This is a genomic window from Ensifer sp. Root558, from assembly GCF_001427045.1.
GTDB lineage: Bacteria > Pseudomonadota > Alphaproteobacteria > Rhizobiales > Rhizobiaceae > Ensifer > Ensifer adhaerens.
The window spans coordinates 1-25,704 of sequence record NZ_LMGC01000026.1 but is presented as its reverse complement, the minus strand read 5'-3'; the positions used below and the strand labels follow the sequence as shown (position 1 = coordinate 25,704).

General features: G+C 63.3%; 24 protein-coding genes. 13 read left to right on the top strand and 11 right to left on the bottom strand.

Annotation, left to right across the window (positions count from 1 at the left end; translation table 11 throughout):
• Positions 1-840 precede the first annotated feature (840 nt).
• The 3 genes from hrpB (at position 841) to ASD63_RS23595 (ending at position 5,305) form a co-directional block, all read left to right on the top strand.
• Entirely contained in the window at positions 841-3,300 is a 2,460-nt protein-coding gene (gene hrpB / locus ASD63_RS23605; RefSeq protein ID WP_034802122.1) for an ATP-dependent helicase HrpB, read from the top strand.
• A 34-nt stretch (positions 3,301-3,334) separates the two neighbouring features.
• Complete coding sequence (locus ASD63_RS23600) at positions 3,335-4,642, top strand: ActS/PrrB/RegB family redox-sensitive histidine kinase (protein ID WP_034802125.1); 1,308 nt, start codon at positions 3,335-3,337, stop codon at positions 4,640-4,642.
• A gap of 78 nt (positions 4,643-4,720) precedes the next feature.
• The gene (locus ASD63_RS23595; RefSeq protein ID WP_034802128.1) at positions 4,721-5,305 is read left to right on the top strand and encodes an ActR/PrrA/RegA family redox response regulator transcription factor; all 585 of its coding nucleotides are present in this window, start codon (positions 4,721-4,723) and stop codon (positions 5,303-5,305) included.
• A 58-nt stretch (positions 5,306-5,363) separates the two neighbouring features.
• Here ASD63_RS23595 and ASD63_RS23590 read toward each other — a convergent pair whose 3' ends face one another.
• Positions 5,364-5,888 carry an MmcB family DNA repair protein gene (locus tag ASD63_RS23590; protein ID WP_034802131.1) on the bottom strand — a complete coding sequence of 175 codons (525 nt, stop codon included), beginning with the start codon at positions 5,886-5,888 and terminating at the stop codon, positions 5,364-5,366.
• A gap of 183 nt (positions 5,889-6,071) precedes the next feature.
• Between ASD63_RS23590 and ASD63_RS23585 the strand changes: the two genes are divergently transcribed.
• Together ASD63_RS23585 and ASD63_RS23580 are read left to right on the top strand one after the other, a co-directional pair.
• Positions 6,072-6,761, top strand: a complete 690-nt coding sequence (locus tag ASD63_RS23585; RefSeq protein ID WP_034802133.1) for a L,D-transpeptidase — start codon at positions 6,072-6,074, stop codon at positions 6,759-6,761.
• 272 nt (positions 6,762-7,033) lie between these two features.
• On the top strand, positions 7,034-8,959 hold the full coding sequence (locus ASD63_RS23580) for a HAMP domain-containing methyl-accepting chemotaxis protein (protein ID WP_082572971.1): 1,926 nt from the start codon (positions 7,034-7,036) through the stop codon (positions 8,957-8,959).
• 112 nt (positions 8,960-9,071) lie between these two features.
• On the opposite strand, the gene ASD63_RS23575 is transcribed toward ASD63_RS23580, so the two are convergent.
• Both ASD63_RS23575 and ASD63_RS23570 read right to left on the bottom strand, forming a co-directional pair.
• The gene (locus ASD63_RS23575) at positions 9,072-11,243 is read right to left on the bottom strand and encodes a malate synthase G (RefSeq protein ID WP_034802138.1); all 2,172 of its coding nucleotides are present in this window, start codon (positions 11,241-11,243) and stop codon (positions 9,072-9,074) included.
• Positions 11,244-11,448: 205 nt separating this feature from the next.
• Positions 11,449-13,452 (bottom strand): hydantoinase/oxoprolinase family protein, encoded by a 2,004-nt coding sequence (locus ASD63_RS23570; RefSeq protein ID WP_034802141.1) that lies wholly within the window; start codon positions 13,450-13,452, stop codon positions 11,449-11,451.
• A 152-nt stretch (positions 13,453-13,604) separates the two neighbouring features.
• Here ASD63_RS23570 and ASD63_RS23565 point away from each other — a divergent pair, with 152 nt between their 5' ends.
• Complete coding sequence (locus ASD63_RS23565) at positions 13,605-14,231, top strand: hypothetical protein (protein ID WP_034802142.1); 627 nt, start codon at positions 13,605-13,607, stop codon at positions 14,229-14,231.
• On the opposite strand, the gene ASD63_RS23560 is transcribed toward ASD63_RS23565, so the two are convergent.
• The 5 genes from ASD63_RS23560 to hslV all read right to left on the bottom strand — a co-directional run bounded on the left by ASD63_RS23560 (position 14,185) and on the right by hslV (position 19,167).
• Positions 14,185-15,579: a cytochrome P450 gene (locus ASD63_RS23560; RefSeq protein ID WP_034802144.1), complete on the bottom strand. Its 1,395-nt coding sequence runs from the start codon at positions 15,577-15,579 to the stop codon at positions 14,185-14,187. The genes ASD63_RS23565 and ASD63_RS23560 overlap by 47 nt on opposite strands.
• A gap of 73 nt (positions 15,580-15,652) precedes the next feature.
• Positions 15,653-16,597, bottom strand: coding sequence for a DUF1402 family protein (locus ASD63_RS23555; RefSeq protein ID WP_090428639.1), 945 nt, complete (start codon positions 16,595-16,597; stop codon positions 15,653-15,655).
• Between the two features lie 194 nt (positions 16,598-16,791).
• Positions 16,792-18,099, bottom strand: coding sequence for an ATP-dependent protease ATPase subunit HslU (gene hslU, locus ASD63_RS23550; protein WP_060529895.1), 1,308 nt, complete (start codon positions 18,097-18,099; stop codon positions 16,792-16,794).
• Positions 18,096-18,620 (bottom strand): GNAT family N-acetyltransferase, encoded by a 525-nt coding sequence (locus ASD63_RS23545; protein WP_034802149.1) that lies wholly within the window; start codon positions 18,618-18,620, stop codon positions 18,096-18,098. Before ASD63_RS23545 ends, hslU begins: the two co-directional genes overlap by 4 nt.
• Positions 18,610-19,167, bottom strand: coding sequence for an ATP-dependent protease subunit HslV (gene hslV, locus ASD63_RS23540; RefSeq protein WP_051659613.1), 558 nt, complete (start codon positions 19,165-19,167; stop codon positions 18,610-18,612). The genes ASD63_RS23545 and hslV overlap by 11 nt, the downstream gene beginning before the upstream one ends.
• Positions 19,168-19,394: 227 nt before the next feature.
• Between hslV and hisB the strand changes: the two genes are divergently transcribed.
• The 7 genes from hisB to coaA are packed head-to-tail and all read left to right on the top strand — an operon-like array spanning position 19,395 to position 24,022.
• Positions 19,395-20,003, top strand: coding sequence for an imidazoleglycerol-phosphate dehydratase HisB (gene hisB / locus ASD63_RS23535; protein ID WP_034802151.1), 609 nt, complete (start codon positions 19,395-19,397; stop codon positions 20,001-20,003).
• 24 nt (positions 20,004-20,027) lie between these two features.
• A complete protein-coding gene (locus ASD63_RS23530) occupies positions 20,028-20,498 on the top strand; it encodes a DUF2628 domain-containing protein (protein WP_034802154.1) in 471 nt (156 codons plus the stop codon).
• A complete protein-coding gene (hisH, locus tag ASD63_RS23525) occupies positions 20,498-21,148 on the top strand; it encodes an imidazole glycerol phosphate synthase subunit HisH (RefSeq protein ID WP_034802156.1) in 651 nt (216 codons plus the stop codon). Before ASD63_RS23530 ends, hisH begins: the two co-directional genes overlap by 1 nt.
• 28 nt (positions 21,149-21,176) lie before the next feature.
• A complete protein-coding gene (gene hisA / locus ASD63_RS23520; protein WP_034802159.1) occupies positions 21,177-21,914 on the top strand; it encodes a 1-(5-phosphoribosyl)-5-[(5-phosphoribosylamino)methylideneamino]imidazole-4-carboxamide isomerase in 738 nt (245 codons plus the stop codon).
• Positions 21,915-21,917: 3 nt separating this feature from the next.
• Positions 21,918-22,694: an imidazole glycerol phosphate synthase subunit HisF gene (gene hisF, locus ASD63_RS23515; protein ID WP_034802161.1), complete on the top strand. Its 777-nt coding sequence runs from the start codon at positions 21,918-21,920 to the stop codon at positions 22,692-22,694.
• Positions 22,695-22,709: 15 nt separating this feature from the next.
• The gene (locus ASD63_RS23510; protein ID WP_034802164.1) at positions 22,710-23,033 is read left to right on the top strand and encodes a phosphoribosyl-ATP diphosphatase; all 324 of its coding nucleotides are present in this window, start codon (positions 22,710-22,712) and stop codon (positions 23,031-23,033) included.
• Positions 23,030-24,022, top strand: coding sequence for a type I pantothenate kinase (gene coaA, locus ASD63_RS23505; protein WP_060521550.1), 993 nt, complete (start codon positions 23,030-23,032; stop codon positions 24,020-24,022). Before ASD63_RS23510 ends, coaA begins: the two co-directional genes overlap by 4 nt.
• A 15-nt stretch (positions 24,023-24,037) precedes the next feature.
• Here the strand turns inward: coaA and ASD63_RS23500 are convergent, their stop codons facing one another.
• Genes ASD63_RS23500 through lysM form a run of 3 tightly spaced genes read right to left on the bottom strand, consistent with a single transcriptional unit; the run spans position 24,038 to position 25,575 of the window.
• Positions 24,038-24,649, bottom strand: coding sequence for an alpha-ketoglutarate-dependent dioxygenase AlkB (locus ASD63_RS23500; protein ID WP_034802169.1), 612 nt, complete (start codon positions 24,647-24,649; stop codon positions 24,038-24,040).
• Positions 24,650-24,661: 12 nt separating this feature from the next.
• Complete coding sequence (locus tag ASD63_RS23495) at positions 24,662-25,099, bottom strand: hypothetical protein (RefSeq protein ID WP_034802172.1); 438 nt, start codon at positions 25,097-25,099, stop codon at positions 24,662-24,664.
• A 2-nt stretch (positions 25,100-25,101) separates the two neighbouring features.
• The gene (lysM, locus tag ASD63_RS23490) at positions 25,102-25,575 is read right to left on the bottom strand and encodes a peptidoglycan-binding protein LysM (protein ID WP_034802175.1); all 474 of its coding nucleotides are present in this window, start codon (positions 25,573-25,575) and stop codon (positions 25,102-25,104) included.
• Positions 25,576-25,704: the final 129 nt, after the last annotated feature.

Here is a 25,704-nt window from a genome sequence, read left to right as displayed (position 1 = left end):
CTCTCAAGTTGAGAATTCAATCATTGGCATTACGTCACGTTCTGAATCGACGAGAACTCACACCTTGTCTTCAATCAACAGCAATCCAAAGATCGCCACCGAGAAAACAGGTGTAGTCTCTTGTTAAAACGTGACCGCCAAAGTCTCTTTCATATGGAACCGAAGTTCCYCACGAGCTCCGCCGCCCACGTTTCTCTTTCTCTATATTCAATTGTCAAAAAACCGACGAACGCACCGTCCGTCAAACCGTTTCCATAAAGCCCAGAACTCTCGTCCCGAACCCCTCAATCAGCACCAAGCCAACCAGGAAACTCTAGAGCGAAGGTCGTCGTCGCCAGCAGCGCCGCCGCCCTCGTCAGTGATCGGGCTTATAGACCCCCATCCTCGCAGACGTCAACAGCCACGTTCAAAAAAACTTCAAAAATCGACAACTCTCTGAATTTACACAATAATTCCAGCTGTTGATAAACTAGGTCGATTTAATGCACCGGAAAACCAGCGAATCCGTGGCGCGAATCTTTGACCAGGCGGTCAAAAACCTGATGGCCATTTCACGTGGCCCAAAACGCCCCTCTGAGCGACCTCATCTACATGTAGACAGCATGGGTCTCTCAGCTGTCAGATGTAGATATCTCCAGCAACGAGGCGCCATACGAAGCACGCTCACGGACGCACCACGCTTGCCCTTGGGCGGGCGATTGCCGTACTTGCGAATTGTCCGCCCTGCCCGACATGACGATCCATGCGGTGGCGGACCGACAACATGGTGATGCATGAGCCGACGGATGCACCGACCGCACGCAGCGCCATCATCTCTATATAGGGGGCGGAGAACCAGACGTGACGACACAGCTTCCTGCGCTTCCGGTTCGCGACGTGCTGCCCGCACTGGCACATGCGCTCACCGCAGGCCCCTCCGTGGTGCTTTCCGCCCCACCCGGCGCCGGCAAGACGACGCTTGTTCCGCTCTTCCTGCTCGATCAGGACTGGGCAAAGGGCGGAAAGATCATTCTGCTCGAGCCGCGCCGGCTGGCAGCGCGCGCCGCAGCTGGCCGCATGGCCGAGCTCCTGGGGGAAAAGGTCGGCGAAACCGTCGGCTATCGCATGCGTCTCGACAATCGCGTCTCCGGCAAGACACGCATCGAAGTGGTGACCGAGGGTGTGTTTGCCCGCATGATCCTCGACGACCCGGAACTCAAGGGCGTCGCAGCCGTGCTGTTCGACGAATTCCACGAGCGCTCGCTCGACGCGGATTTCGGCCTGGCGCTGGCACTCGACGTGCAGGCGGCGCTGCGTGACGACCTGAAGATCATCGTTATGTCGGCAACGCTCGATGTCGAGCGGGTCTCGGGCCTGCTTGGCGATGCGCCGGTCATCGAGAGCCAGGGGCGCAGCTATCCGATCGACATCCGCTACCAGGATCGCGGCGGCGACAGCGTCGAGGACACGATGCTGCGGGCCATTGCCGAAGCGCATCGTACGGAAGATGGCTCCATCCTCGCCTTTCTGCCCGGCCAGGCCGAAATCACCCGAGTCGCCACGCGGCTCCAGGACCGCTTCGACAACAATACGGCGATCGTACCGCTTTATGGCAACCTGACCCAGAAGGAACAGGATGCAGCGATCCGGCCGGCGCCATCAGGCACCCGCAAGATCGTGCTTGCCACCTCGATCGCCGAAACCTCGATCACCATCGACGGCGTACGCATCGTCATCGACAGCGGCCAGCAGCGCGTTCCGGTGTTCGAGGCAGCGACCGGGATCACGCGGCTGGAGACGGTGCGCGTGTCGCGCGCGTCTGCCGATCAGCGCGCCGGCCGTGCGGGGCGAACCGAACCCGGCATTGCCATCCGTCTCTGGCATAGCGGCCAGACCGCAGCGCTTGCCGCCTTCACGCCGCCGCAGATTCTGGCCAGCGATCTCTCGGGCCTGCTGCTCGACTGCGCCCATTGGGGTGTCAGCGATCCGGCCACCCTTGCCTTCATCGACGCGCCGCCGGAGACGACACTCGCCGAAGCGAGGAAACTGCTGACCAGCCTTGGCGCGCTGGACGAGGCCGGCGCGCTGACCCCGACGGGCCGCAAGATCCGCGACCTGGCCTTGCCGCCGCGGCTGGCGGCAATGGCGGTTGCCGCGGCCGAAGAGGGACAGGCGGAAACCGCGTGTCTCTTGGCGGTGATGCTGACCGAACAGGGCTTGGGCGGTAACAGCGTCGATCTCGAGGACCGGGTGCGCCGCTTCCGTCAGGAGCGTGGCGACCGCGCCGACGCCTCGCGCAATCTGGCGCGGCGCATGGCGGCCGAGCTGAAGGGCGCGCCGAAATCGAGCGAACCGATCCAGCCGGGTGCCCTGCTGATGCACGCCTTTCCCGACCGCATCGCGCTGCAGCGCGGTGGCCGCGGCCGGTTCGTCATGGCGAACGGACGGGGCGCCGAGATCCCCGAGACGGAGCGGCTGGCGGCGGCTTCCATGCTCGTCATCGCCGACCTGACCGGCCGCGCCGGCGGCCAGCGCGTGCTGGCGGCGGCAGAACTGACGCGCGCCGAGGTCGAGGCGCATATGCCCGAGGCGATAACCCGCGAGGACCAGAGCTTTTTCGACAAGGCCAGCCGGCAGGTGCGGGCGCGTCGGGTCACGCGGCTCGGCGCCATCATCTTCGAGGAGGCGCCGCTCACACGACCGACCGGTGAATCGGCGGCGCGGGCACTCGCCGACGGCGTACGCCAGCTCGGCCTTGCCATCCTGCCCTTCTCCAAGGAGGCGATGCAGATGCGCGACCGCATCGGCTTCCTCAACCGCTCGATCGGTGAACCCTGGCCGGATGTTTCCGACGAAGCGCTGCTCGACCGTCTCGACGACTGGTTCGTTCCCTTCCAGCACGGCATCACCGCGATTGCCGACATCAAGGCATCCAACCTCTCCGACGGTCTGCTCTCCCTCATTCCACACGAGCGGCAACGGGAACTCGGGCGGCTGGCGCCGACGCATTTCGAGGCGCCGACCGGGCAACGGCACCCGATCCACTACGACGGCGACGAGCCGCTGCTGTCGATCCGGGTACAGGAGCTGTTTGGCCTGAAGACCCATCCGGCGATCGGCGATGGGCGGCTGCCGTTGCTGCTCGAGCTGATCTCGCCCGGACATCGGCCGATCCAGACGACGCGCGACCTGCCCGGTTTCTGGGCGGGTTCCTGGCGCGATGTGCGCGCCGACATGCGCGGGCGCTATCCGAAGCATCCCTGGCCCGAGGATCCGGCCAATGCGGCGCCGACGACACGGGCGAAGCCCCGTGGTACATGAGACGAAAGCATCGATCATTGAAATGCAGGCACGAATGACCACTGTTGCGCTCGAACATAACAACGACCAGACCAGCAACCGCAGCCTGCGCCTGCAGACGCTCGTCCGGCTGCGCTGGCTGGCCGTCGGCGGCCAGTCGATCGCCGTCCTCATCACGGCCTTCTGGCTGCAGTTTCCTCTGCCGCTGATTTCCTGCCTGGTGCTGATCGCGAGCCTCGCGCTGGTCAACGCCTATGTGACGTTGCGCTATCCGCCGACGCACCGGTTGCAGCCGCCGGCGGCCTTCGCGCTTCTCGGCCTCGATCTCGCGCAGATCACCGGATTGCTGTTCATCACAGGCGGGCTCACCAATCCCTTCGCGCCGCTGCTCTGCGTCCCGGTCATCATTTCCTCTGCGTCGCAGCCGAAGTCACACAGCATCATTCTTGCCGGTTTTGCGGTAATCGCCATCACCGCACTCGCCTTTTCACCCTTTCCGCTGCCCTGGTATCCGGGCACGGTCCTGCTGATGCCGCGGGTGCTGACCGCCGGCATCTGGTTTGCGATCGTCTCGATGACCGCCTTTGCCGCCTTCTATACCTACCGCGTGTCGCTGGAAGCGAGTGAGCTGTCGGAAGCGCTGACGGCGACCGAACTGGTGCTTCAGCGGGAAAAGCACCTGTCGCAGCTCGATGGGCTTGCGGCAGCGGCAGCCCATGAACTCGGCACGCCGCTTGCGACCATCAGCGTCGTCGCCAAGGAGATGGAACGCGAACTCGGCGACGATCCGCGCTTCGGGGAGGACGTGCATCTGCTGCGCAGCCAGAGCGAACGCTGCCGCGATATCCTGAAGCGGCTGACGACGCTGTCCTCCGAGAGCGAGGAGCACATGCGGCTTTTGCCGCTGTCGTCGCTGATCGAAGAGGTGATGGCGCCGCATCGCGAGTTCGGCATCCACATCGAGCTCATCGAAAAGGGCGACCGTGCCACGGAGCCGGTCGGCAACCGCAATGCCGGCATTCTCTATGGGCTCGGCAACCTCTTGGAAAACGCCGTCGACTACGCCAAGAAACAGGTGACCGTAACCGTCGAGCACACGGCGGATCGGGTTCGCGTCACGATCGCCGACGATGGTGACGGTTTCGCGCCCGATATCCTGCAGCGGATCGGCGAACCCTATGTGACACGCAGGCAGAAGGATGACAGCGCCGGCGGCCTCGGGCTCGGGCTCTTTATCGCAAAGACGCTGCTCGAACGCTCGGGCGCGCGCCTGCGCTTCGAGAATGGCGGGCCGGAGAGGCCGGGCGCCCGGGTCAGCGTCGAATGGCCGCGCGCCCTGATGGATACGAAACTGGCGAAATGACATTTCGCAGTTTATTGAACGAGGCAGAAACCTATAATCTCGGCGAAAGCGTTCCGTTTTTGCCCAAGGATTGCGAGAATGACCGACAAATCGACAGCTTCGCCCAGCACCACCGCACAGGACGCCGAACTGATCGGACCGGACCGCACCCTGTTGCTCGTCGATGACGACGCACCCTTTCTCAGGCGGTTGGCCCGCGCCATGGAAGCCCGTGGCTTTTCGGTTGACATCGCCGAATCGGTCGCGGAAGGCATCGCCAAGGCCAAGGGCAACCCGCCGAAATATGCGGTCATCGACCTCAGGCTCGGCGACGGCAGCGGCCTCGACGTGATCGAAGCGATCCGCGGACGGCGCGACGACACGCGCATGATCATGCTGACCGGCTACGGCAACATCGCCACCGCCGTGAACGCGGTGAAGCTCGGCGCGGTCGACTATCTTGCCAAGCCTGCCGATGCCGACGACATCTTTGCCGCGCTCGTGCAGCGCCAGGGCGAACGCGTCGAGCCGCCGGAAAACCCGATGTCGGCCGATCGCGTGCGGTGGGAACATATTCAGCGCGTCTATGAAATGTGCGAGCGCAACGTCTCGGAAACGGCGCGCCGGCTCAACATGCATCGCCGCACGCTGCAGCGCATTCTCGCCAAGCGCGCGCCGAAGTAAGCAATCAACTTCCACGACCGGCGCACAACAGCTGCTCCGGTCGCTTTTCCCCGCGGGATCAGTCGCGACCGCCGGAGAGGATGTCGCCGATCGAATCACCGAGTTCGCCGTTGCGCTCGGCCGCCCATTCGGCAAGCATCAGCCGTTGTGCTGCCGTACGGGCAAAGAGTTGCAGCACCGACTTGCGTGTCGCCGGCGGCAGCCTGTGTTCGGGCGCCTCGCGAACGATGTGGCCTTCATAACCGTCAGACAGCAGCAGTCCGCAGTCCTCCGGAAAGATGTCCAGTGGCACGGCGGCATGGGTGGCGAAGAACAGCCGGTCGCAGTGCTGTCGGTAGTCCGGCCATTTGCGGTCGACGCGAAAGTCCTCAATCGAGGTTTTGATCTCGACGATCCAGATCTCGCCCTTCGCCGACAAGGAGATCAGATCGGCACGCCGTCCACTTGCCAAGGTCAATTCCGGCAGGACCGAATGGCGCAGTTCGGCGAACAGCCGCTGCACACCGCGGCGCACCATCATCGCGCGATTCGATTGGCGACCGTCGATCAAGGGGTTGTCGCCATGGATGGAGAGGATCGTCATGCGTCCGGTGTCCCTTTGAGCCGGTCATTTTGTTGCAAAAAAACAAGGGTCATGGAATTTGCACTTTTCAGCCAAATTGTGGCCGCGCAATCTCTTGCATAGCTCAAACTAATCGAAAATAACCGTAGTCACTGTTGGTCGCGGCGACCCAGTTTTTACTTCGCTTCTTTTTAAGAGACTCCCATGCGCTTCCGCAATGCCTTCCTCTTGTGCAGCCTCGCGGCGACACTCGCCGTTGCCGGCTGCTCGACGACCTCGTCCAAGCCCGAAACGGCTGCGAACGAACCCGCGCCCGCAACGGTACAGGTTGCTACGAATCAGATCTTTAACGGCGATTATGGCGCAGTTGAGGATCACGGTTACGCGCTGCCGGCCATTCCGATCAGCAAGGTCGATACCCGTTTCCATCGCCAGATCGTCGATTACGCCACCAGCGAGCGCCCCGGAACGATCGTCGTCAACACGCCGAATCGCTTCCTCTACTACGTGCTGCCGGGCGGCAAGGCCGTTCGTTACGGCATCGGCGTCGGCAAGGCCGGTTTTGCATGGGAAGGCGAAGCCTATATTGCCTGGAAGCAGGAATGGCCGATGTGGCATCCGCCGAAGGAAATGGCGGAACGCAAGCCGGAAGTCGCCAAGTACGTCGAAGATGGCATGGGTCCCGGCCTCAAGAACCCGCTTGGCGCCCGTGCCCTCTACCTCTTCAATGACCAGGGCAAGGATACACTGTTCCGTCTGCACGGCACGCCGGAATGGTCCTCGATCGGTACCGCCGCTTCGTCCGGCTGCATCCGCCTGATCAACCAGGACATCATCGACCTCTATTCGCGCGTTCGCCCCGGCAAGAGCGCCCGCGTCGTCGTCCAGCAGTAATCGAATCAGATCGAGACTGACGAAGCCGCCGACTCTGTCGGCGGCTTTTTTCGTTCGCGCTCACGTCACCCAACTTCCGAGCGAAAGCCGCAAGCAGGCACACCATCGACGCAAAGTTGCCGTCCTGATTCGCGCTCAAATCAGGGTCGCGGTATTTGTCCCTGTCCGCTCGGAAAGTTCAATTTCGACTTAAATTCAGCCGCTTATTAAGTAAGCGTTATCTAAATAATCGAAACAGTGTGCCCACGAAATTCCGCTCGGGAGGGACTGGCATGCTGATCAAGACCAAGCTTATCGGCGCAATCGCGCTTCTATCATCCATCGCTATCGGCATCGCTATTCACAGCCAGAGCACGCTGTCGGAAACCAGCGACATGATGGACGCGGTCTACGCCGATCGCATTGTGCCGCTGAAGAACCTGAAGGCGACTTCCGACGCCTTTGCGGTCTCGATCGTCGATGCTGCCCACAAGGTGCGCAATGGCAACGAATCGATGGAGAGCGGGCTTGCCTCGGTCAATGCCGCACGGGAAACGATCAAGTCAAACTGGGATGCCTATGCGGCGACCTCGATGACCGACGAGGAACGGAACCTCGTCGACAATGCACGAAGCCAGATGGTCGTTGCGATGGATTCGATCACGGCACTCACGCAAATCCTCTCGGCCAAGGACCAGAAGGCTCTTGATGCCTTCGTGCGCGACAAGCTCTACGCTACGATCGATCCGCTGACGGCCACGATCTCCGAGATTTCGGACCTGCAGGTCGAACTTTCGGGTACGGCCTTCGAGGCCAAGCATCACGAGTTCGAAATCGTACAGACACTCAACATTGGGATCATCGTTCTCGTCGTGGCGCTTGCTGGCGGCACCCTGCTTGTGGTGCTGCGCGGCGTCGTCGGACCGCTCGCCCGCCAGATCGCCGCCATGCGCCGGCTGATCGACGGCCACGTTGAAGATGCCGACGAGCCGGTGCGCGGCAAGGACGAGATCGCCGAAATGGCCCGCGCCATTCAATCCTTCCGCGAGGCGGCGCGCTCGAATCTTCGGCTGCAGGCGGAGGCCGAGGAGAACCGCCGCAACGGCGAGGCCGAACGTGTCCGCGTCCAGAAGGCGGCGGAGCAGGCGGCGCAGGAAAAGCTGACGCAGGCGACCGCCGGACTTGCCGGCGGCCTGCAGCGGCTGGCCAACGGCGATCTCGCCGTTCAGCTACATGAGCCGTTCGCCGCCGAGTTCGAACAATTGCGGCACGACCTCAACAAGGCGGCCGCGCAGTTGAACGATGCGCTTCTCGCCGTTGCCGACAGCGCCCAAAACATCGGCATGGGCACGCGCGAAATCAGCCAGAGCGCCGACGACCTGTCCAAGCGCACCGAACAGCAGGCCGCGTCTCTCGAGGAAACGGCCGCGGCGCTCGATCAGATCACCGCCAATGTCAGCAATTCCTCAAGACGGACGGAGGAGGCACGCGACATCGCCGGCGAGGCGAAGACCAGCGCGGCCCAATCCGCCGTCGTCGTCGCCAACGCGGTGGAAGCCATGCGTCGGATCGAGGAATCCTCCAGCCAGATTTCCAGCATTATCGGCGTCATCGACGAGATCGCCTTCCAGACAAATCTCTTGGCGCTGAATGCCGGCGTCGAAGCAGCGCGGGCCGGCGAAGCGGGAAAGGGCTTCGCCGTCGTGGCCCAGGAGGTGCGCGAGCTCGCTCAGCGCTCGGCGAAGGCTGCGAAAGAAATCAAGGATCTCATCCGTACATCGAGCCGGGAGGTCGAGAACGGCGTGCACCTGGTGCGCGACACCGGCGAGGCGCTGCAGACGATCGAAGCGCATGTGATCACGATCAACGAACACATGGCGGCGATCGCCACCTCCGCCCGCGAACAGTCGGTGGGATTGAGCGAAGTCAACACCGCCGTCAACCAGATGGACCAGGTAACGCAGCGGAACGCAGCGATGGTCGAGGAAGCCAATGCGGCCTCCGCGACGCTGGCGCAGGAAGGCACGAACCTGCGCAACCTGATCGACCGTTTCACGCTCGCCGGCGAGGCCCAGCCAAAGGGCAGGCCGATGGCGCCTGCCCCGGCAGTCGCCGCAACCACGCGTGACCAGGGACGTCCTCAGCCGGTACGCCGACCAGCCCCCTATGCCACCCACGGCAATGCCGCACTCGCAACGGACGGCTGGGCGGAGTTTTAGAGCGGCACGGGCTGCGATCGTGTCTGGAAGACCGGACCACCGCTGAAACGAAAGAGCCGTGCGTTCATGTGAACGCACGGCTCTTTTCCAATACCCCGACTTCGGTGGCGAATCAGGCGGCGTTGCGCGCCTTCAGCTCCAGGCGGCGGCGGTGCAGGACCGGCTCGGTGTAGCCGTTCGGCTGCTCGCGGCCCTGGAGGACGAGTTCGACGGCGGCCTGGAAGGCAATCGAACGGTCGAAATTGCCGGCCATCGCGACGTAGAGCGGATCATCAGCGTTCTGACTGTCGACGACGGCCGCCATGCGCTTCATCGTCTCGACGACCTGGGCCTCGGTGACGACGCCATGATGCAGCCAGTTGGCCATGTGCTGGGCGGAGATGCGCAGCGTCGCACGGTCTTCCATCAGGCCGACATTGTTGATGTCGGGAACCTTCGAGCAGCCGACGCCCTGATCGACCCAGCGCACGACGTAGCCGAGAATGCCTTGCGCGTTGTTGTCGAGTTCGCGCTGGATTTCCTCGGGCGTCCAGTTCGGGCGGACGGCTACCGGCACCGACAGGATATCGGAGAGCTGGGCGCGGGCGCGGCTCTTCAGGCTCGCCTGGACCTCGGCAACATTGACGCGGTGGTAGTGGGTCGCGTGCAGAGTGGCCGCCGTGGGCGACGGCACCCAGGCGGTGTTGGCGCCGGCCTTCGGGTGGGCGATCTTCTGTTCGAGCATCGCCGCCATCAGATCGGGCATCGCCCACATGCCCTTGCCGATCTGGGCGTGACCGGACAGGCCACATTCAAGCCCGATGTCGACGTTCCAGTTTTCATAGGCGCCGATCCAGGCTGCCTGCTTCATGTCACCCTTGCGGATCATCGGGCCGGCTTCCATGGAGGTGTGCATTTCGTCGCCGGTGCGATCGAGGAAGCCGGTGTTGATGAAGACGACGCGCTCGCGGGCCGCGCGGATGCATTCCTTGAGGTTGACCGTCGTGCGGCGCTCCTCGTCCATGATGCCCATCTTCATGGTGTTGGCGGGCATGCGGAGCGCCTTTTCGACACGGGCGAAAATCTCGCTGGCGAAGGCGACTTCCTCGGGGCCATGCATCTTCGGCTTGACGACATACATGGAACCCTCGCGGGAGTTCATGCGGCGACCGCCGTTGCCGACATCGTGGAGGGCAATCAGCGCCGTCACCATCGCGTCCATGATGCCCTCGGGCACTTCCTTGCCGTCGCGGTCAAGGATAGCCGGATTCGTCATGAGGTGGCCGACGTTGCGGACCAGCATTAGCGAGCGGCCGGGAAGGGAAAGCGTACCGCCGGCAGTTGCCGTGTAAACGCGGTCGGCATTGAGACGACGGGTAAAGGTCTTGCCGCCCTTGGCAACCTCTTCTTCGAGGTCGCCCTTCATCAGGCCGAGCCAGTTGCGGTAGACGACAACCTTGTCTTCGGCATCGACGGCGGCGACAGAATCTTCGCAGTCCATGATCGTGGTGATCGCCGATTCGAGAATGACGTCGGCGATGCCCGCCGGATCTTCCTTGCCGATCGGCGTGGTGGCGTCGAGGACGACGATCGCATGCAGATTGTTGTGCCGGAGAACGATCTCGAAGCGCGCACCTTCAGCCCCGGAATAGCCGGCGAATTGAGCGGCGTTGCGCAGTGCAGTGCTCGAACCATCCTTGAGACCAATCGCCAGCGCACTGCCAGCAACCTTCAGGGAAGTAACGTCCGCCCAGCTTCCATTCGCCAGCGGCGCACTGGCGTCGAGGAAGTTTCGCGCCCAGGCGATGACCTTGGCGCCGCGCTTCGGATTGTAGCCGCGGCCCTTCTCGGCGCCATCAGCGTCCGAAATCGCGTCCGTGCCGTAGAGCGCATCGTAGAGCGAGCCCCAGCGTGCATTGGCGGCGTTCAGCGCATAGCGCGCATTCATGACCGGAACGACGAGCTGGGGGCCGGCGATCGTCGCGATCTCCGGATCGACATTGGCGGTCGAAACGCTGAACTCGCCACCCTCGGGCAGCAGGTAGCCGATATCGCGCAGGAAGGCCTGATAGGTCTCCATATCGCTGGGGGCGCCGTTCTGCTTGTACCAGGCGTCGAGCTTGGCCTGCAGGTCGTCGCGCTTGGCGAGCAGCGCCCGGTTCTTCGGCGCCAGATCGTGCACGAGGGCGGAAAGCTCAGCAAAGAAGTGCTCTGCATCGACGCCGGTGCCCGGCATCGCCTCTTCCATCAGGAAGCGATGGAGGTCCGCATCAATCTTCAATCCATACGTCTCAATGCGGTCCATCTGCCAACTCCTTGAAATAGACGTAAGGAGCGCCACCGATCCGAACGGATGCGATGAAAACGCCCCAACATGTTGATCTTGCGCCTGAAGCGAGTCTCGGACCAGCCCATGCGCAATACGCGCGTGAAACGGCCGCAGTTTCTCACCAATTCATTCCCTGTCAATTCTGCAAGGATGCGAAGAATTGTTTCCGAAACGGAAAAGATCAGCCGTGCGCGATGCGCGGCCGGCCGCTGGCGGACGCAATGAACCGGGCCTCGATCAGCTTGGGGCTGCCCTCGACCTCCGGCGCGTCGATTTCCTCGCGCAGCAACGACGCGGGATCATCGGCACCGTTGGTGCGCGCCGCCTCCAGAGCTGCGGTCTCGGCCCGTCGGCGCGCGGCACCAAAAGCCTTTTCCTGATCGAGAAAGCGTTCGCTGGCCCCGGCCCCGTTGACGACAAAAATGCCCTCCTCCGGCATCGTCACGAAAACGGTGACGGTGGCGCTTACCTGGCCGACCACGGCGCCGACGGCATTGGCGACGCCGGCCTCCTCGGGAATGGCGGCTTCGGTTCCGAGCATCTCGGTAATAGCCGGGTAATAAACCGGCGCCGAAGCGCCAAGTCCGACGAGCGGACGATCGAGACCAAGTGAGAACCGGACGATGCCGGGCGTCCGGGTCAGCGCACGATCGACGGCCTGCGACACGGCGGGATCGATCGCGCCGGCGCCGTCCTCGCCGAGGCAGGCCTGCAGGATGACCTCGGAGGATTGCCGCGTCAGCCGATCGACGATCATCTGCGCCAGCGCCTGTGGAGAAGAAGCAATCGGCTGGCCGGAGCCGTCGCGGGTCCGGGCCGCAAGCTGAATGCCAAGCTCGGCCGCTTCGAGGTTCCATTGCGACTGCCGGCCGAGCACATGCATGGCGTCGGACGGCGTCAGACCGCAGATATGGACGAGCCCCCGGGCCACCAAACGATCGAGCGTCGCCTTCTGTGGCGTCGAGACGAGCAGCGTTTCAAGCGAGACGGGGACGCTACCGATGCGCTCGTAGAGCGCCTGCTCCTGTGGCTGCAGGCCGCTTGCCAGATGATCCGGCAGGCCGGTACGCACAGCAAAGCGCCCATTGTTGCGCCCGGTGTGCTGGGCGCGCATCTGTTTTTCCAGCACCGAGATGACGGCGTCGCCGTGGAGCGCTGCGGCGAGGCTCAGCGGCATCAGCCGGCGCGGACCGAGGTCGATCTTCGCCTTGAGGCCGCGATCGTTGATGCGCACTTCCGAATCACCGCCAAGGCCGTAGGTCCGCATCGCAACAGCCTCGACCATGGTGCGGAAACCACCAACGACGGCGCCTTCGGCATCGAGACGCGGGCGGCCGCCATCGAGCACGGCCACGTCGGTGGTGGTGCCGCCGATATCCGAAACCACGGCGTTGTCGAGGCCGGTCAGATGCCTCGCGCCGACGAGGCTTGCTGCCGGACCGGAGAGGATCGTCTCGATCGGGCGCAGCCGCGCCTCCTCGGCCGAAATCAGCGCACCGTCACCGCGCACCACCATCATTGGCACGTCGATGCCGCGCGCCTTGAGAAACCCTTCGCAGGACCCGATCAGCCGGTCGATCATCGAGACGAGGCGGGCGTTGAGCAGCGTCGTCAAGGCACGGCGCGGCCCGCCGAGTTTCGAGGACAGTTCGTGGCTGCAGGTGACCGGCAGGTGCGAGACCTCGCGGATGCGGTCGCGCACGCGCTTTTCATGATCCGGATTACGAACGGCGAAGTAGCCGGCAATGGCGAAGGAGGAGACCTGATCAGCCAGCACCGGCAGGACGGCGTCGAGCTCGCTCATGTCCAGCGGGGTCTCACCGCCATGCACATTGTGGCCGCCCGGCAGGAAGACTACCGGGTCCGAGCCGAGCGCTTCCTGCAAACCGTCGCGCTTCAGATCCTCGGGGCCGAAGCCGATCATGACGAGGCCGGCGCGGCCGCCCTGCCCTTCGACCAGCGCATTGGTGGCAAGCGTCGTCGACAGGGAGACCATGCTGATCGCCGAGACCGGCACGCTGGCCTGATCGAGCACCGCTTCGACTGCACCGGAAATGCCGACCGCGAGGTCATGGCGGGTCGTCAGCGCCTTGGCCTTGGCGACCACCCCCTTCGTCTCCGAGAAGAGGGCGGCGTCGGTGTAGGTGCCGCCGGTGTCGATGCCGAGAAGAAAATGGGAGGTCAATTCGCGCAGTCCGGAATTCGCGCGGGGCGCAGAGGCCCCGGGTTCAATGGGGATCGATGCGGTGATATGACATATTTCAGGAGAAGACCATCGTGTCGCAGACATCGACGATGAGTTCAGCGACACCGGTGAGAATGGCAGGGGTCCATCGCATGCTCGAACGACGCCATCCGTTGCTCGTCGCCTTGCTGTCAGCGGGCATCTTGTGTCTTGCAGCAATGCCGTCCCGCGCACAGGACGCGGAGGAAGAGGAATACAAGCCGCAGCTGCCCGAAGTCGCGATCTACAAGGCGATGCTCGATGCCAACAAGCAGACCGGCTGGATCCAGTTTCGCGACTATGACGACCGGCAGCTGATCTATTTCACGGCATTGCAGACGATGCATTGCCGGCTATCGGAAATCCGCTACTCGATCAATTCGGATGCGCTCGACCAACGCTTCCCGCTGGCCAAGTGCAATCCGCAGCTGCCCTTCAACCTGCCGGGCGACGAGACGGCCGAATATGTCTACATCTCGCTGCCTGCCAAAACGGCGCAGACGCTGACGATCCAGGCGGTCTGGGACGATGGCGCCGGAAGCGAGATCGTGGTTTACAAGCCCTGCGACAATGTCGGCGACGCCACCTGCGCACAGATCAAGACGATCAAGAAGCCGTCGAAAATGCTACAGCAGCCGAAGCCGGCGGATTCTCCGGTGCGTTCCGTTCAGTCACCGATCCCCGGCAAGACCTTCAGCGAGCCGAAACCCTCATCGGCAACCCGCCCCGCGGTTGAGTAGTGAGCCGCTGCACCGGCCAGGGATTGGTTTCCGCGGTCGTATCGAAGCGGTAGCGGTGCATCATCACTGCCAACGCGATCACCGCTTCCTGCAGCGCGAAAGTCGCGCCGATGCAGACGCGCGGGCCGGCACCGAAGGGCAGATACTGGTAGCGGTTCAGCTTCTCTCGGTTTTCCGGCAGGAAACGCTCGGGCATGAACGCGCGCGGCTTATCCCAGTAGAGCACATGGCGATGCAGCGTCCAGGGCATGATCAGTACGGCGATCCCTTTGGGGATGCGCACCCGCTCGCCAGTCGGTGAGGTCCACGCGTCTTCCTCGATCGCCGCGCGATTGATCGACGGCGCCGGCGGATAGAGCCGCATCGCCTCCTCGAAGGCGGCGAGCACATGCGGCATCAGACCAAGCCATTCGACCGGCTCGGCACCGCTTGCCATCGCGGTATCGATCTCGGCTTCCATGATTTCGCGATAGGCCGGCGTGTTGGCAACGCAGTAGAGCGTCCAGGCGAGTGCCCGGGCGGTGGTCTCGTGCCCGGCACCGATGAAGGTCAGGATGTTGTCCTCGATCTCAGCGGTCGAAAGGCCCTGGCTGCCCTCGATCTCCAGAAGCAACGTCAGGAAATCCTGCGGCGTGCCCTTGGGGTCCTCCGCCATCTTGCGGCGGCGAAGCGCCATGGTCTCCGACACGATCGAGCGGAAGCGGTTCATCACCTTCCTGCCGCCGATGCGGGTCGGGCGCGGGATCCATTCGGGCGCCAGCAGAATGTCCATCGGATCGACGCGGCCCATGCGGTGCAGCAATTCCTCGACGCTCTGGACGAAGCCTTCGCGCTCGACGGCGACCTCACCGGAAAACAGCGTTTCGGCCAGGATGTCGAAGGTCAGTTCCGTCATGTCGTTGGCGACATTGGTGGTAAAGGGAGCTTCCTGGGCTCCGGCATAGCGCTCGACGAACTGCTCCGAACTGCGCAGCATCTGGCCGGCAAAGCCCTTGGCGTGGCGCGGCGTGAACACCGGCGCCATGGCCTTGCGCGAACGCTTCCAGACCTCACCTTCCGCCGTCAGCAGCCCGTCGCGCAGGATGGGCCGCAGGATCAGCCGGCGCACCTTCGACATTTCGTAATTGGCGACGTTATCGACGAGGATATGGCGGATGAGGCCGGGATCGTTGACGATCAGGGTGCGCTGGGTAACGAACTTCGTCTCGATCCAGGGCAGCGTATAGGATGGCTCGCCCCACAGTTCGAGCGGATTGCGCAGCACGGTCCTGATGATCTTCAGGTAGGAAGGAATGCCGACACGGGGAACGGGAGCCGGCGGTTCGAACGGCTCCGGACGCATGTCCATGGTGATTGCCTTTCTCGATTGCCCCAGGATTTCAGGTTTTTACGGCGCAATCAAGGAAAGTGCTTCACGTGAATCACAGCAGGCTTTCGAGTTCCGTCAGCTTGTCGTTGACGAGCCAGCCGTAATAGTTTTCCTCCGGCCATTGCGCCTGACCGCTCTGGATCTTGGCGGCGAGCGCTGCCGCGCGGCCATCCGGATTGCCGACATTGTAGAGCGTCGCGGTTACACCGGGGTTGGTCGAAATATCGACCCCTGCGATCGACTTGTAGGCGTCGATCGAGTGACGGATCGAGGCCGCCATATAGGCAAGCGACACGTCCGGATCCATGATCGCCTCATAGACGCCGGCGGCATTGTTCTCATCGAGGCGCTCATAGCCCGAGGTCTTTGCCACGATATCGGTCAGCATCAGTGCGGTCAGCGGGTTGATCTGGCCAAGGCCGAAGGTCTGGCCGGCGAAGAACGGCTGGAAGAAGACGGCGCTGAAACGGTTGTTCGGGTAGGACTTGCCGCCCACCGATTTGCCGCGGAAGTCGTTGTCCCAGACCCGCTCGCGGCAGCTCCACAGAGCATAGGCGCCCTTCTTGGCGCCGCATTCGGAAAATTGCGGCCGAGCCACGAATTCAGCGACGGTCTCGCCATCGTATCCGAACTGGAAGCTGTTGCCGGCATAAGCAGCCGCCTTGACGTAATAGGACTGCAGCCGATCGTAGGCGTCGACATTGTAGGTGTGTTCGCCGACGATGGCGCCGACCATGTGGATCGGTGCGATGCCATAGGCGCGCGACACGGACTTGATCTTGCTGATCAGCTGCTTGTCGGTGGCTAGCAGATCGCGGACCTTCTCGAACTTGGCATCGAAGGACGTGCGGCCGGCCTTGGTGCGGCGCACGGATGCGCCGGGGATCGCCGGTTGCTCGACGTTGCGGTTGCCCGGCGGAACGTCGGTCGCGGCGAATGACTGGCTTGCGCTCAGGCAAAACGTGGCGATAGCGAGCATGCAGGCGGTGAAACGCACGATCTCTTCTTCCTGTGACTGGTGGAGGCTGCCTCGGTCGGCGGGCCGCTCCTACGCCAAGATCATGTCGGAAAAATGCCCGGACCACGATCGATAACCGCGCCCGTGTTAGAAAAAATGCGGCCGCCTGTCGAGAGACAGGCGGCCTGCGTATTCAAGGTTGCGGGCGTTTGCATGGCCCTACGACCGAAATGTCACAGGATATAGCGCGACAGGTCGGTGTTGGCGGCGAGATCGCCGACATGCTTGCGCACATATTCAGCGTCGATCGTCACCTCGTGGCCGGCGCGGTCCGGCGCATTGAACGAGATCTCGTCCAGCACACGCTCCATCACGGTCTGCAGCCGGCGGGCGCCGATGTTCTCGACCGTGGCGTTCAACTGCACCGCCACGTCTGCAAGCGCATCAATTGCGTCATCGGTGAAGTCGAGCTTGACCTCTTCTGTGTCCAGAAGCGCCTTGTACTGGCGGATGAGGCTCGCCTCGGTTTCCGTCAGGATGCGGCGGAAGTCTTCCTTCGTCAGCGCGCGCAGCTCGACGCGGATCGGCAGGCGGCCCTGCAACTCCGGCAGCAGGTCCGAGGGCTTGGCCACGTGGAAGGCGCCGGACGCGATGAAGAGGATGTGGTCGGTCTTGACTGGCCCATACTTCGTCGCAACGGTCGTGCCTTCGACGAGCGGCAAGAGGTCCCGCTGTACGCCTTCACGCGATACGCCAGCACCCATGCCGCCTTCCCGCGAGGCGATCTTGTCGATCTCATCGAGGAAGACGATGCCGTCGTCTTCGACTGCTTTCACGGCCTCGCGCTGAATCTGCTCGTTGTCGAGCAGCTTGTCGGACTCGTCGTCGATCAGCATGCCATAGGAGGCCTTGACGGTCGTCTTGACCTTCTTGGTGCGGCCGCCGAGCGCCTTGCCGAACATCTCCGAGAGATTGAGCACGCCGATATTGGCGCCCGGCATGCCCGGGATCTCGAAGCCGCCGCCCGGCGGGCCGGTCTCGGCGATGTCGATCTCGATTTCCTTGTCGTCGAGCTCGTTGGCCCGCAGCTTCTTGCGGAAGCTGTCGCGCGTTGCCGGCGACGCGGTGGCGCCGACCAGTGCATCGAGCACGCGCTCCTCGGCATTCTGGTGCGCCTTTGCCTTGACTTCGGCGCGGCGCTTTTCGCGCACGAGACCGATGCCGACTTCGACGAGGTCACGGATGATCTGCTCGACGTCGCGGCCGACATAGCCGACCTCGGTGAACTTGGTCGCCTCGACCTTGACGAAGGGCGCGCCGGCGAGCTTGGCGAGCCGCCTGGAAATCTCGGTCTTGCCGACGCCGGTCGGTCCGATCATCAGGATGTTCTTCGGCATCACCTCGTCGCGCAGCTCGTCCCCGAGCTGCTGGCGGCGCCAGCGGTTGCGGAGCGCGATCGCCACGGCGCGCTTGGCGTCGTTCTGGCCGATGATGAAACGGTCGAGTTCCGACACGATTTCTCTGGGTGAAAACGTACTCATGTAGTCCTCTCAAACTCGGACCGCGTCAGCTCCATCAGGAGTGTGCGGCCGGACGTATCAATCCATTCTGCGTAAGGCACGAAGCCGGCCTTGGTGTAGGCGCTGACGGCCCTTCGGTTGCCGGCGTCAGGGTCGATCACGACGCGGGGTGCGCCGGCGGCAAAGAGCCGCCCGGCAAAGGCCCGGACCGCGAGCGATGCGACGCCCCTGCCCGTCAGTTCCGCCGGGCCGATGAAGATGTCGATACCGGGCACATCGGCCGGCATGTCCTTCGCCCAGGGCTCGTCGTCCGGGTACTGGGCCGGCACCCAGGACTGGATGTAGCCCGCCGGCTCGCCGGCCACGTGGAAGATGAAGCCTTCCACTTCTCCTGACGCGCAGCCTTCGCGGATCAGCTCCACTTCCTTGTCCGGGTCGCCCCACCATTGCCGCACATGCGGCTCGCTCAGCCAGGCATGCAGCAGCGGCAGGTGGCTATCGGCCACCGGCACGAAACTGACATGCGCGGGCTCATTGGGCATCCAGTGTCTCCACGACGATATTGTGGTTGGTGTAGACGCAGATGTCGCCGGCGATCTGCAGCGCCCTGCGGGCAATATCCTCGGCCGACTTGTCGCTGTCCATCAGCGCGCGGGCCGCGGCAAAGGCGTAGTTGCCGCCCGATCCGATGGCAATCGTGCCGTGCTCGGGTTCGAGAACGTCGCCGTTGCCGGTGATCGCCAGCGTGATCGACTTGTCGGCCACCAGCATCATCGCTTCGAGATTGCGCAGATACTTGTTGGTGCGCCAGTCCTTGGCGAGCTCGACGGCTGCCCGCATCAGCTGGTCGGGATACTGTTCGAGCTTTGCTTCGAGCCGTTCCAGCAGCGTGAAGGCATCGGCTGTGGCACCGGCAAAGCCGGCGATCACGTCGCCCTTGGCAAGCCGCCGCACCTTGCGCGCGTTGCTCTTCATCACGGTCTGGCCGAGGCTCACCTGGCCGTCGCCGGCCATCACCACCTTGCCATCCTTGCGTACCGTTATGATGGTCGTCGCATGCATCGTTCCGTAGGGATTGTGTTCGCTCATGAAATTACCCGTAGGCCCCTGATACGCGGGGCATTGCGGCTCGTGACTCGAGCCTGGTTGCTTGAGGCCTATGTAAGTACGGCAGACGGGTTTGCAAATGGCAACAGGCCGCCGGCGCAATCTTCGTTCGGCGACTGTCACCGGATGATTCGAATCGACCGCTCAAGTTCTGGATATTTCAGCTTTTGCCTGATAAGGAGCCGCGTCAGCGTATACAGGAGAGCCCGATGGCAGAAGCCACGTCCAGCCGCACCGCAGAGGTTTCGCGAAAGACCAACGAAACCGCGGTATCCGTATCGGTCAACATCGACGGCACCGGAATCGCCAAGATTTCGACCGGCGTCGGTTTCTTCGACCATATGCTGGACCAGCTCGCCCGACATTCGCTGATCGACATGGAGATCAAGACTGACGGCGACCTGCATGTCGACGACCACCATACGGTCGAGGACACCGGCATTGCCATCGGCCAGGCGATTGCCAAGGCGCTTGGCGACCGGCGCGGCATCACCCGCTATGCCTCGCTCGATCTTGCGATGGACGAAACGATGACCCGCGCGGCAGTGGACGTTTCCGGCCGACCGTTCCTCGTCTGGAACGTGACCTTCACCTCGCCGAAGATCGGCACCTTCGACACGGAACTCGTGCGCGAGTTCTTCCAGGCGCTCGCCCAGCATGCCGGGATCACGCTGCATATCCAGAACATCTACGGCGCCAACAACCATCATATCGCCGAGACCTGCTTCAAGTCCGTCGCCCGCGTGCTCCGCACCGCAACCGAAATCGACCCGCGCCAGGCCGGCCGCGTTCCCTCGACCAAGGGGACCCTTGCCTAAGCGGCCAGTCACTGGCTTTGACTCATGGCTTCTTACATGATCCTCACCCCGCCGGGTGCGCGCGCCAACGACGAGCGGGCGCGCTTCGTCGCCGACGGCTTTTCCTGGTGGGCCTTCCTTTTCCCGGCGCTCTGGCTTCTCGCCAAGCGTCAATGGGCAATCGGAATCGCAGTTGCTGTTCTGCAGATCTCGTTAATATTCCTGTCGAACCACGAAAGCGGCTTCTTGCCATCTCTCCTGGCCCAGCTCGCGCTTCGGCTGGTGGTGGCGCTCGAAGGGCCGGTTCTGGTGGCACGCAGCCTGACGGCCCGTGACTGGACGCTGCGTTCCATCGTTCCGGCGCCCAATCTCGAAACGGCCGAAGAGATCTATTTCACGAGCCTGGCTTCGAATGAGACCAAGCCCGCCGCCCCCTCCCCGGCCGACTGGACCGTGCGCAAGCCCTCAAGTGGCGGCCCCGGCCTCGGCCTTTTTGATTCCTACGGAGAACGCTGATGCGCGTCGCCATCATCGATTACGGCTCGGGCAATCTGCGCTCGGCCACCAAGGCCTTTGAACGGGCCGCCCGCGAAGCCGGCGTTGCAGCCGAGATCGACCTTACCGACAAGCCGGAACGGGTGGCGAGCGCCGACCGCATCGTGCTTCCGGGAGTCGGCGCCTATGCCGATTGCCGCCGCGGCCTTGCTGCCGTCGACGGCATGGAGCAAGCGTTGACCGAGGCGGTCGAACAGGCTGGGCGGCCCTTCCTCGGCATCTGCGTCGGCATGCAGCTGATGTCGTCGCGCGGACTTGAAAAGACCATCACCCATGGTTTTGGCTGGATCCCCGGCGATGTCGTCGAGATGACGCCCGCCGACACCACGCTGAAGATCCCGCAGATCGGCTGGAATACGCTGAAGCTCAAGCGCGAGCACCCGCTGTTTGACGGCATCCGTGTTGGCGAAGCCGGTCTGCATGCCTATTTTGTGCATTCGTACCACCTGGCCGCTGAGAACGCCGCCGACGTGGTCGCTGAGGCCGACTATGGCGGGCCCGTCACGGCCTTCGTCGCCAACGGCAACAAGGCGGGCTCGCAGTTCCACCCGGAAAAGAGCCAGGCGCTTGGCCTTGCCCTCATCTCGAATTTCCTGCGCTGGAAGCCCTGAGCTTTCGCACGACTGATTGGACAGACCCATGATCCTTTTTCCCGCGATCGACCTGAAAGACGGGCAATGCGTGCGCCTGAAGCTTGGCGACATGGACCAGGCGACGGTTTACAACCCCGACCCCGCGGCCCAGGCCCGCGCCTTTGAAGACCAGGGCTTCGAATGGCTGCACGTGGTCGACCTCAACGGCGCCTTTGCCGGTGAGACGGTCAACGGTACCGCCGTTGACGCCATTCTCAAGGCGACCAAAAACCCGGTGCAGCTCGGCGGCGGCATCCGCACGCTCGACCATATCGAAACCTGGCTGTCGCGCGGGCTTGCCCGCGTCATCCTCGGCACCGTGGCTGTCCGTGATCCGGCGCTCGTGATCGAGGCCTGCCGCAAATTCCCCGGCAAGGTCGCCGTCGGCATCGACGCCAAGGGCGGCAAGGTTGCCGTCGAAGGCTGGGCCGAGGCTTCCGAACTCGGCGTGATCGAGCTTGCCAAGAAGTTCGAGGGCGCCGGCGTTTCGGCGATCATCTATACCGACATCGACCGCGACGGCATCCTGACCGGTATCAACTGGGCTTCGACGCTGGAACTGGCGGACGCGGTTTCCATTCCTGTCATCGCATCGGGCGGTCTCGCCTCGATGGACGATATCCGCCGCATGGTCGAGCCGGACGCACGCAAGCTCGAAGGCGCCATCTCCGGCCGCGCGCTCTATGACGGCCGCATCGACCCGCAGGAGGCGCTGGAGCTGATCCGCGCTGCGAGAAAGGCTTGAACCATGACGCTTAAAGCCCGCGTTATCCCCTGCCTCGACGTCAAGGACGGCCGTGTCGTCAAGGGCGTCAACTTCGTCGACCTGATCGACGCCGGTGACCCCGTGGAAGCGGCCCGCGCCTATGACGCTGCCGGCGCCGACGAGCTCTGCTTCCTCGACATCACCGCGTCCTCGGACAATCGCGAGACGATCTTCGACGTCATCGCCCGTACGGCCGAACAGTGCTTCATGCCGCTGACCGTCGGCGGCGGCGTGCGCCAGGTTTCCGACATCCGCAAGCTGCTTCTGGCCGGCGCCGACAAGGTGTCAATCAACACGGCTGCGGTAAAGAACCCGGAATTCGTCGCCGAAGCCGCCGACAAGTTCGGCAACCAGTGCATCGTCGTCGCGATCGACGCCAAGAAAGTCTCGACGGATGGCGAAGCGGATCGCTGGGAGATCTTCACCCATGGCGGACGCCAGCCGACCGGCATCGACGCGATCGATTTTGCCCGTCGGGTGGTCGATCTCGGCGCCGGCGAGATCCTTTTGACCTCGATGGACCGTGACGGCACCAAGAGCGGCTACGACATCGCGCTTACCCGCGCCGTCGCCGACGCGGTCCGCGCGCCCGTTATCGCGTCGGGTGGCGTCGGCACACTCGACCACATGGTCGCCGGCATCAAGGACGGTCACGCGACCGCGGTCCTTGCCGCCTCCATCTTCCACTTCGGCACCTATAGCATTGGCGAAACCAAGCGCTATATGGCGGAGCATGGCATCGCCATGCGCCTCGACTGAGCTTCAGGATCTCCCATGGGCGACTTCACACTTTCCGACCTCGAAGCCATCGTCGCGACACGCGCGATGGCGGCGCCGGACGAATCCTGGACGGCAAAACTGGTGGCAAGCGGCCAGCCGAAGGCGGCGAAGAAACTCGGCGAGGAAGCGGTTGAAACCGTGATCGCGGCCATCAGCAACGACCGCGCAAATCTCATCGCCGAAAGCGCCGATCTCCTCTATCATCTAATGGTCGTATTGAAGATCGCCGACGTTCCGTTGCAGGATGTGCTCAACGAACTTCAGCGACGGACCAACCAATCCGGCCTGCAGGAAAAGGCAAATCGGCAGACCCCATGACGATCGCGGCGAAAGACATCGAAGCAGCCGACCTGCCCGACAACCTCCAGAAGCGGGACTACTCGCCCTATCATTTCTTCACCGCCGAGGAATGGTCGCGCTTTCGCGCCGATACGCCGATGACGCTGACGGCCGACGAGGTACAGCGGCTGCGCTCGTTGAACGACCCCGTCGATCTCGGCGAGGTCCGGCAGATCTACCTGTCGCTGTCACGCCTGCTTTCGACCCATGTGGAATCGTCGCAGATGCTCTTCGAGCAGCGCAAGCGCTTCCTCAGCATGTCCGAGACGAAGACCCCCTTCGTCATCGGCATTGCCGGATCGGTCGCCGTCGGCAAGTCGACGACGGCCCGTATCCTGGCGCAGCTTCTGGCGCGTTGGCCGTCGAGCCCGAAGGTCGACCTGGTGACAACAGACGGTTTCCTCTATCCGAACGCCGTGCTCCAGCGCGAAAACATGATGGACCGCAAGGGCTTTCCGGAGAGCTACGACGTCGGCGCGCTCCTGCGCTTCCTGTCGGCGATCAAGGCCGGCCAGCCGAACGTCAAGGCGCCCAGCTATTCGCACCTGACCTATGACGTGCTGCCCGACCAGTTCACGGTCATCGACCGGCCAGATATCCTGATCTTCGAAGGCATCAACGTTCTGCAGTCGCGCAACCTGCCGGCCGACGGCAAGATCGTGCCGATGGTCTCGGATTTCTTCGACTTCTCGATCTATATCGATGCCGAGGAGAGCCTGATCCACAGCTGGTACGTCAACCGCTTCATGCGGCTGCGCGAAACCGCGTTCAAGAACCCGGAATCCTACTTCCACCGCTACGCCACGATCAGCGAGGATGCAGCCCGGGCCATTGCCGAGGGATTGTGGCACAACATCAACCTGAAGAACCTGCACCAGAACATCCTGCCGACGCGCCCGCGCGCCGACCTGATCCTGCAAAAGGGCCCGAACCATCTGACCGAAAAGGTGGCGCTCAGGAAGCTCTAAGCTTCCGGTGCATCCTCAGGGATTGACGCGGCGGAGTGTCAGATTGACCCGCCCGCCATTCTTCAGCAGCGTCGACGTGCTCGGATAGATCCGGTCGACGCCATGGAAGGCGAGACGCCCTTCCCCACCCAGCACCACGACATCGCCGCTTTCCAGCCGGAAGGACATGGTCTGGCCGCCGCGCGAATTGCCACCCACGCGGAAGAGGCAGCTGTCACCAAGCGAGATCGAGACGACGGCGGTTTCAAGATCGCGCTCGTCGCGATCCTGGTGCAGCCCCATGCGGGCCTCTTCGGAATAGAAGTTTACCAGGCAGGCCTCGGGCGTCTTGCTGCTTGCGGAAACCGCATCCCAGATATCGAGCAGGATCTCCGGCATGACCGGCCAGGGGCGGCCGGTCACCGGATGCTGAGACTGGTAACGATAGCCGCGATCGCGATCCGTGACCCAGCCGAGCGCGCCGCAATTGGTCATGCGCACCGACATGGGTTTGCCAGTCTTCGGCATTTCCGGCACGAACAGCGGCGCTTCGGCAACGACTGACCGAATGGCCTCGACCAGTTGCTCTTGCCGGGCACGATCGAGATAACCCGGAATATGTCTGATCCCTTTCGGGAGCACCTGCATGAGAAGCAGTCCTTATTGTTCCAGGCCGAGAAGTGCCGCCGGCACACCGTAGCGAAGCGGCCAGCCGGCATAGGCCACATCCGTCGGCCCAACGACGTGATCGACCAGGTTCCAGCGGCCATTCTGGAAGCTGACGAGTGCGAACACCGTCAGACCATCCATCATGTCTGCCTCGTCGCGCAACCCGGTTTGCGAAAGCTCGATCGATCCGCCACCCGGCCGTTGCGGCTCGACCTGCATGAAGGCCCAGTTGGGTGCGGCACGCATGGTGGTGACGACGAATTCGACGGGACCGCGCATCTCGGCTTCGACCGCGGGGCGGATCGCGTCGAGGATGGCGGCACGCTCCGTACTGCCCTTGGCGGGTTCACGGAAAGGCTGCGCCAAAGAACCGCTGGCAAGCCAGAGGCTTGCCAGCGCGGCAACGACGAGAGAACGCCTGAAGGACACGCTCAGGCCGCATCCAGATCCGGAATGCGCAGAACCTGGCCGGGATAGATCTTGTCCGGATGGGTCAGCATCGGCTTGTTGGCTTCGAAGATCACCGTGTGCTTGGCGCCCTTGCCCTTGCCGTACTGCGCCTCGGCAATCTTCCAGAGGTTATCGCCCTTCTTGACCGTATAGAAGACGGGCTCCTTTGCCGGAGCAGGTGCTGCGCCGGCATCGGCGACCTTGAGTTCGGAGGCCTCGACTGCGGACACGCCGAGCGTGTTGCCGACGGCGACGACGGCCTTTTCGAAGACGCTCTGGTCCTTCACGACACCCTTCAGCACGACCTTGTCACCGGCCACTTCGACCTGCACGTCCTTGGTGCCGAGATCGTGGGATGCAAGTTCCTTCTGAACGCTTTCGGCATCCGGAGCATCGTCGTCGCCGCCGATACCAAGCTTCTTGCCGGCGTTCTTGATAAAGCTGAAAAGACCCATGAATATCTCCAATGAAAGAACGCAAGGGGCAGAACGCCTTGAGTTGGCGGCTTTCCTTGGGTTCGGTTTTGTTCTGACCGGCCTTTTTTGCCGATCGGCTCAATGGCCTTTTTTGCCGATCGGCTCAAT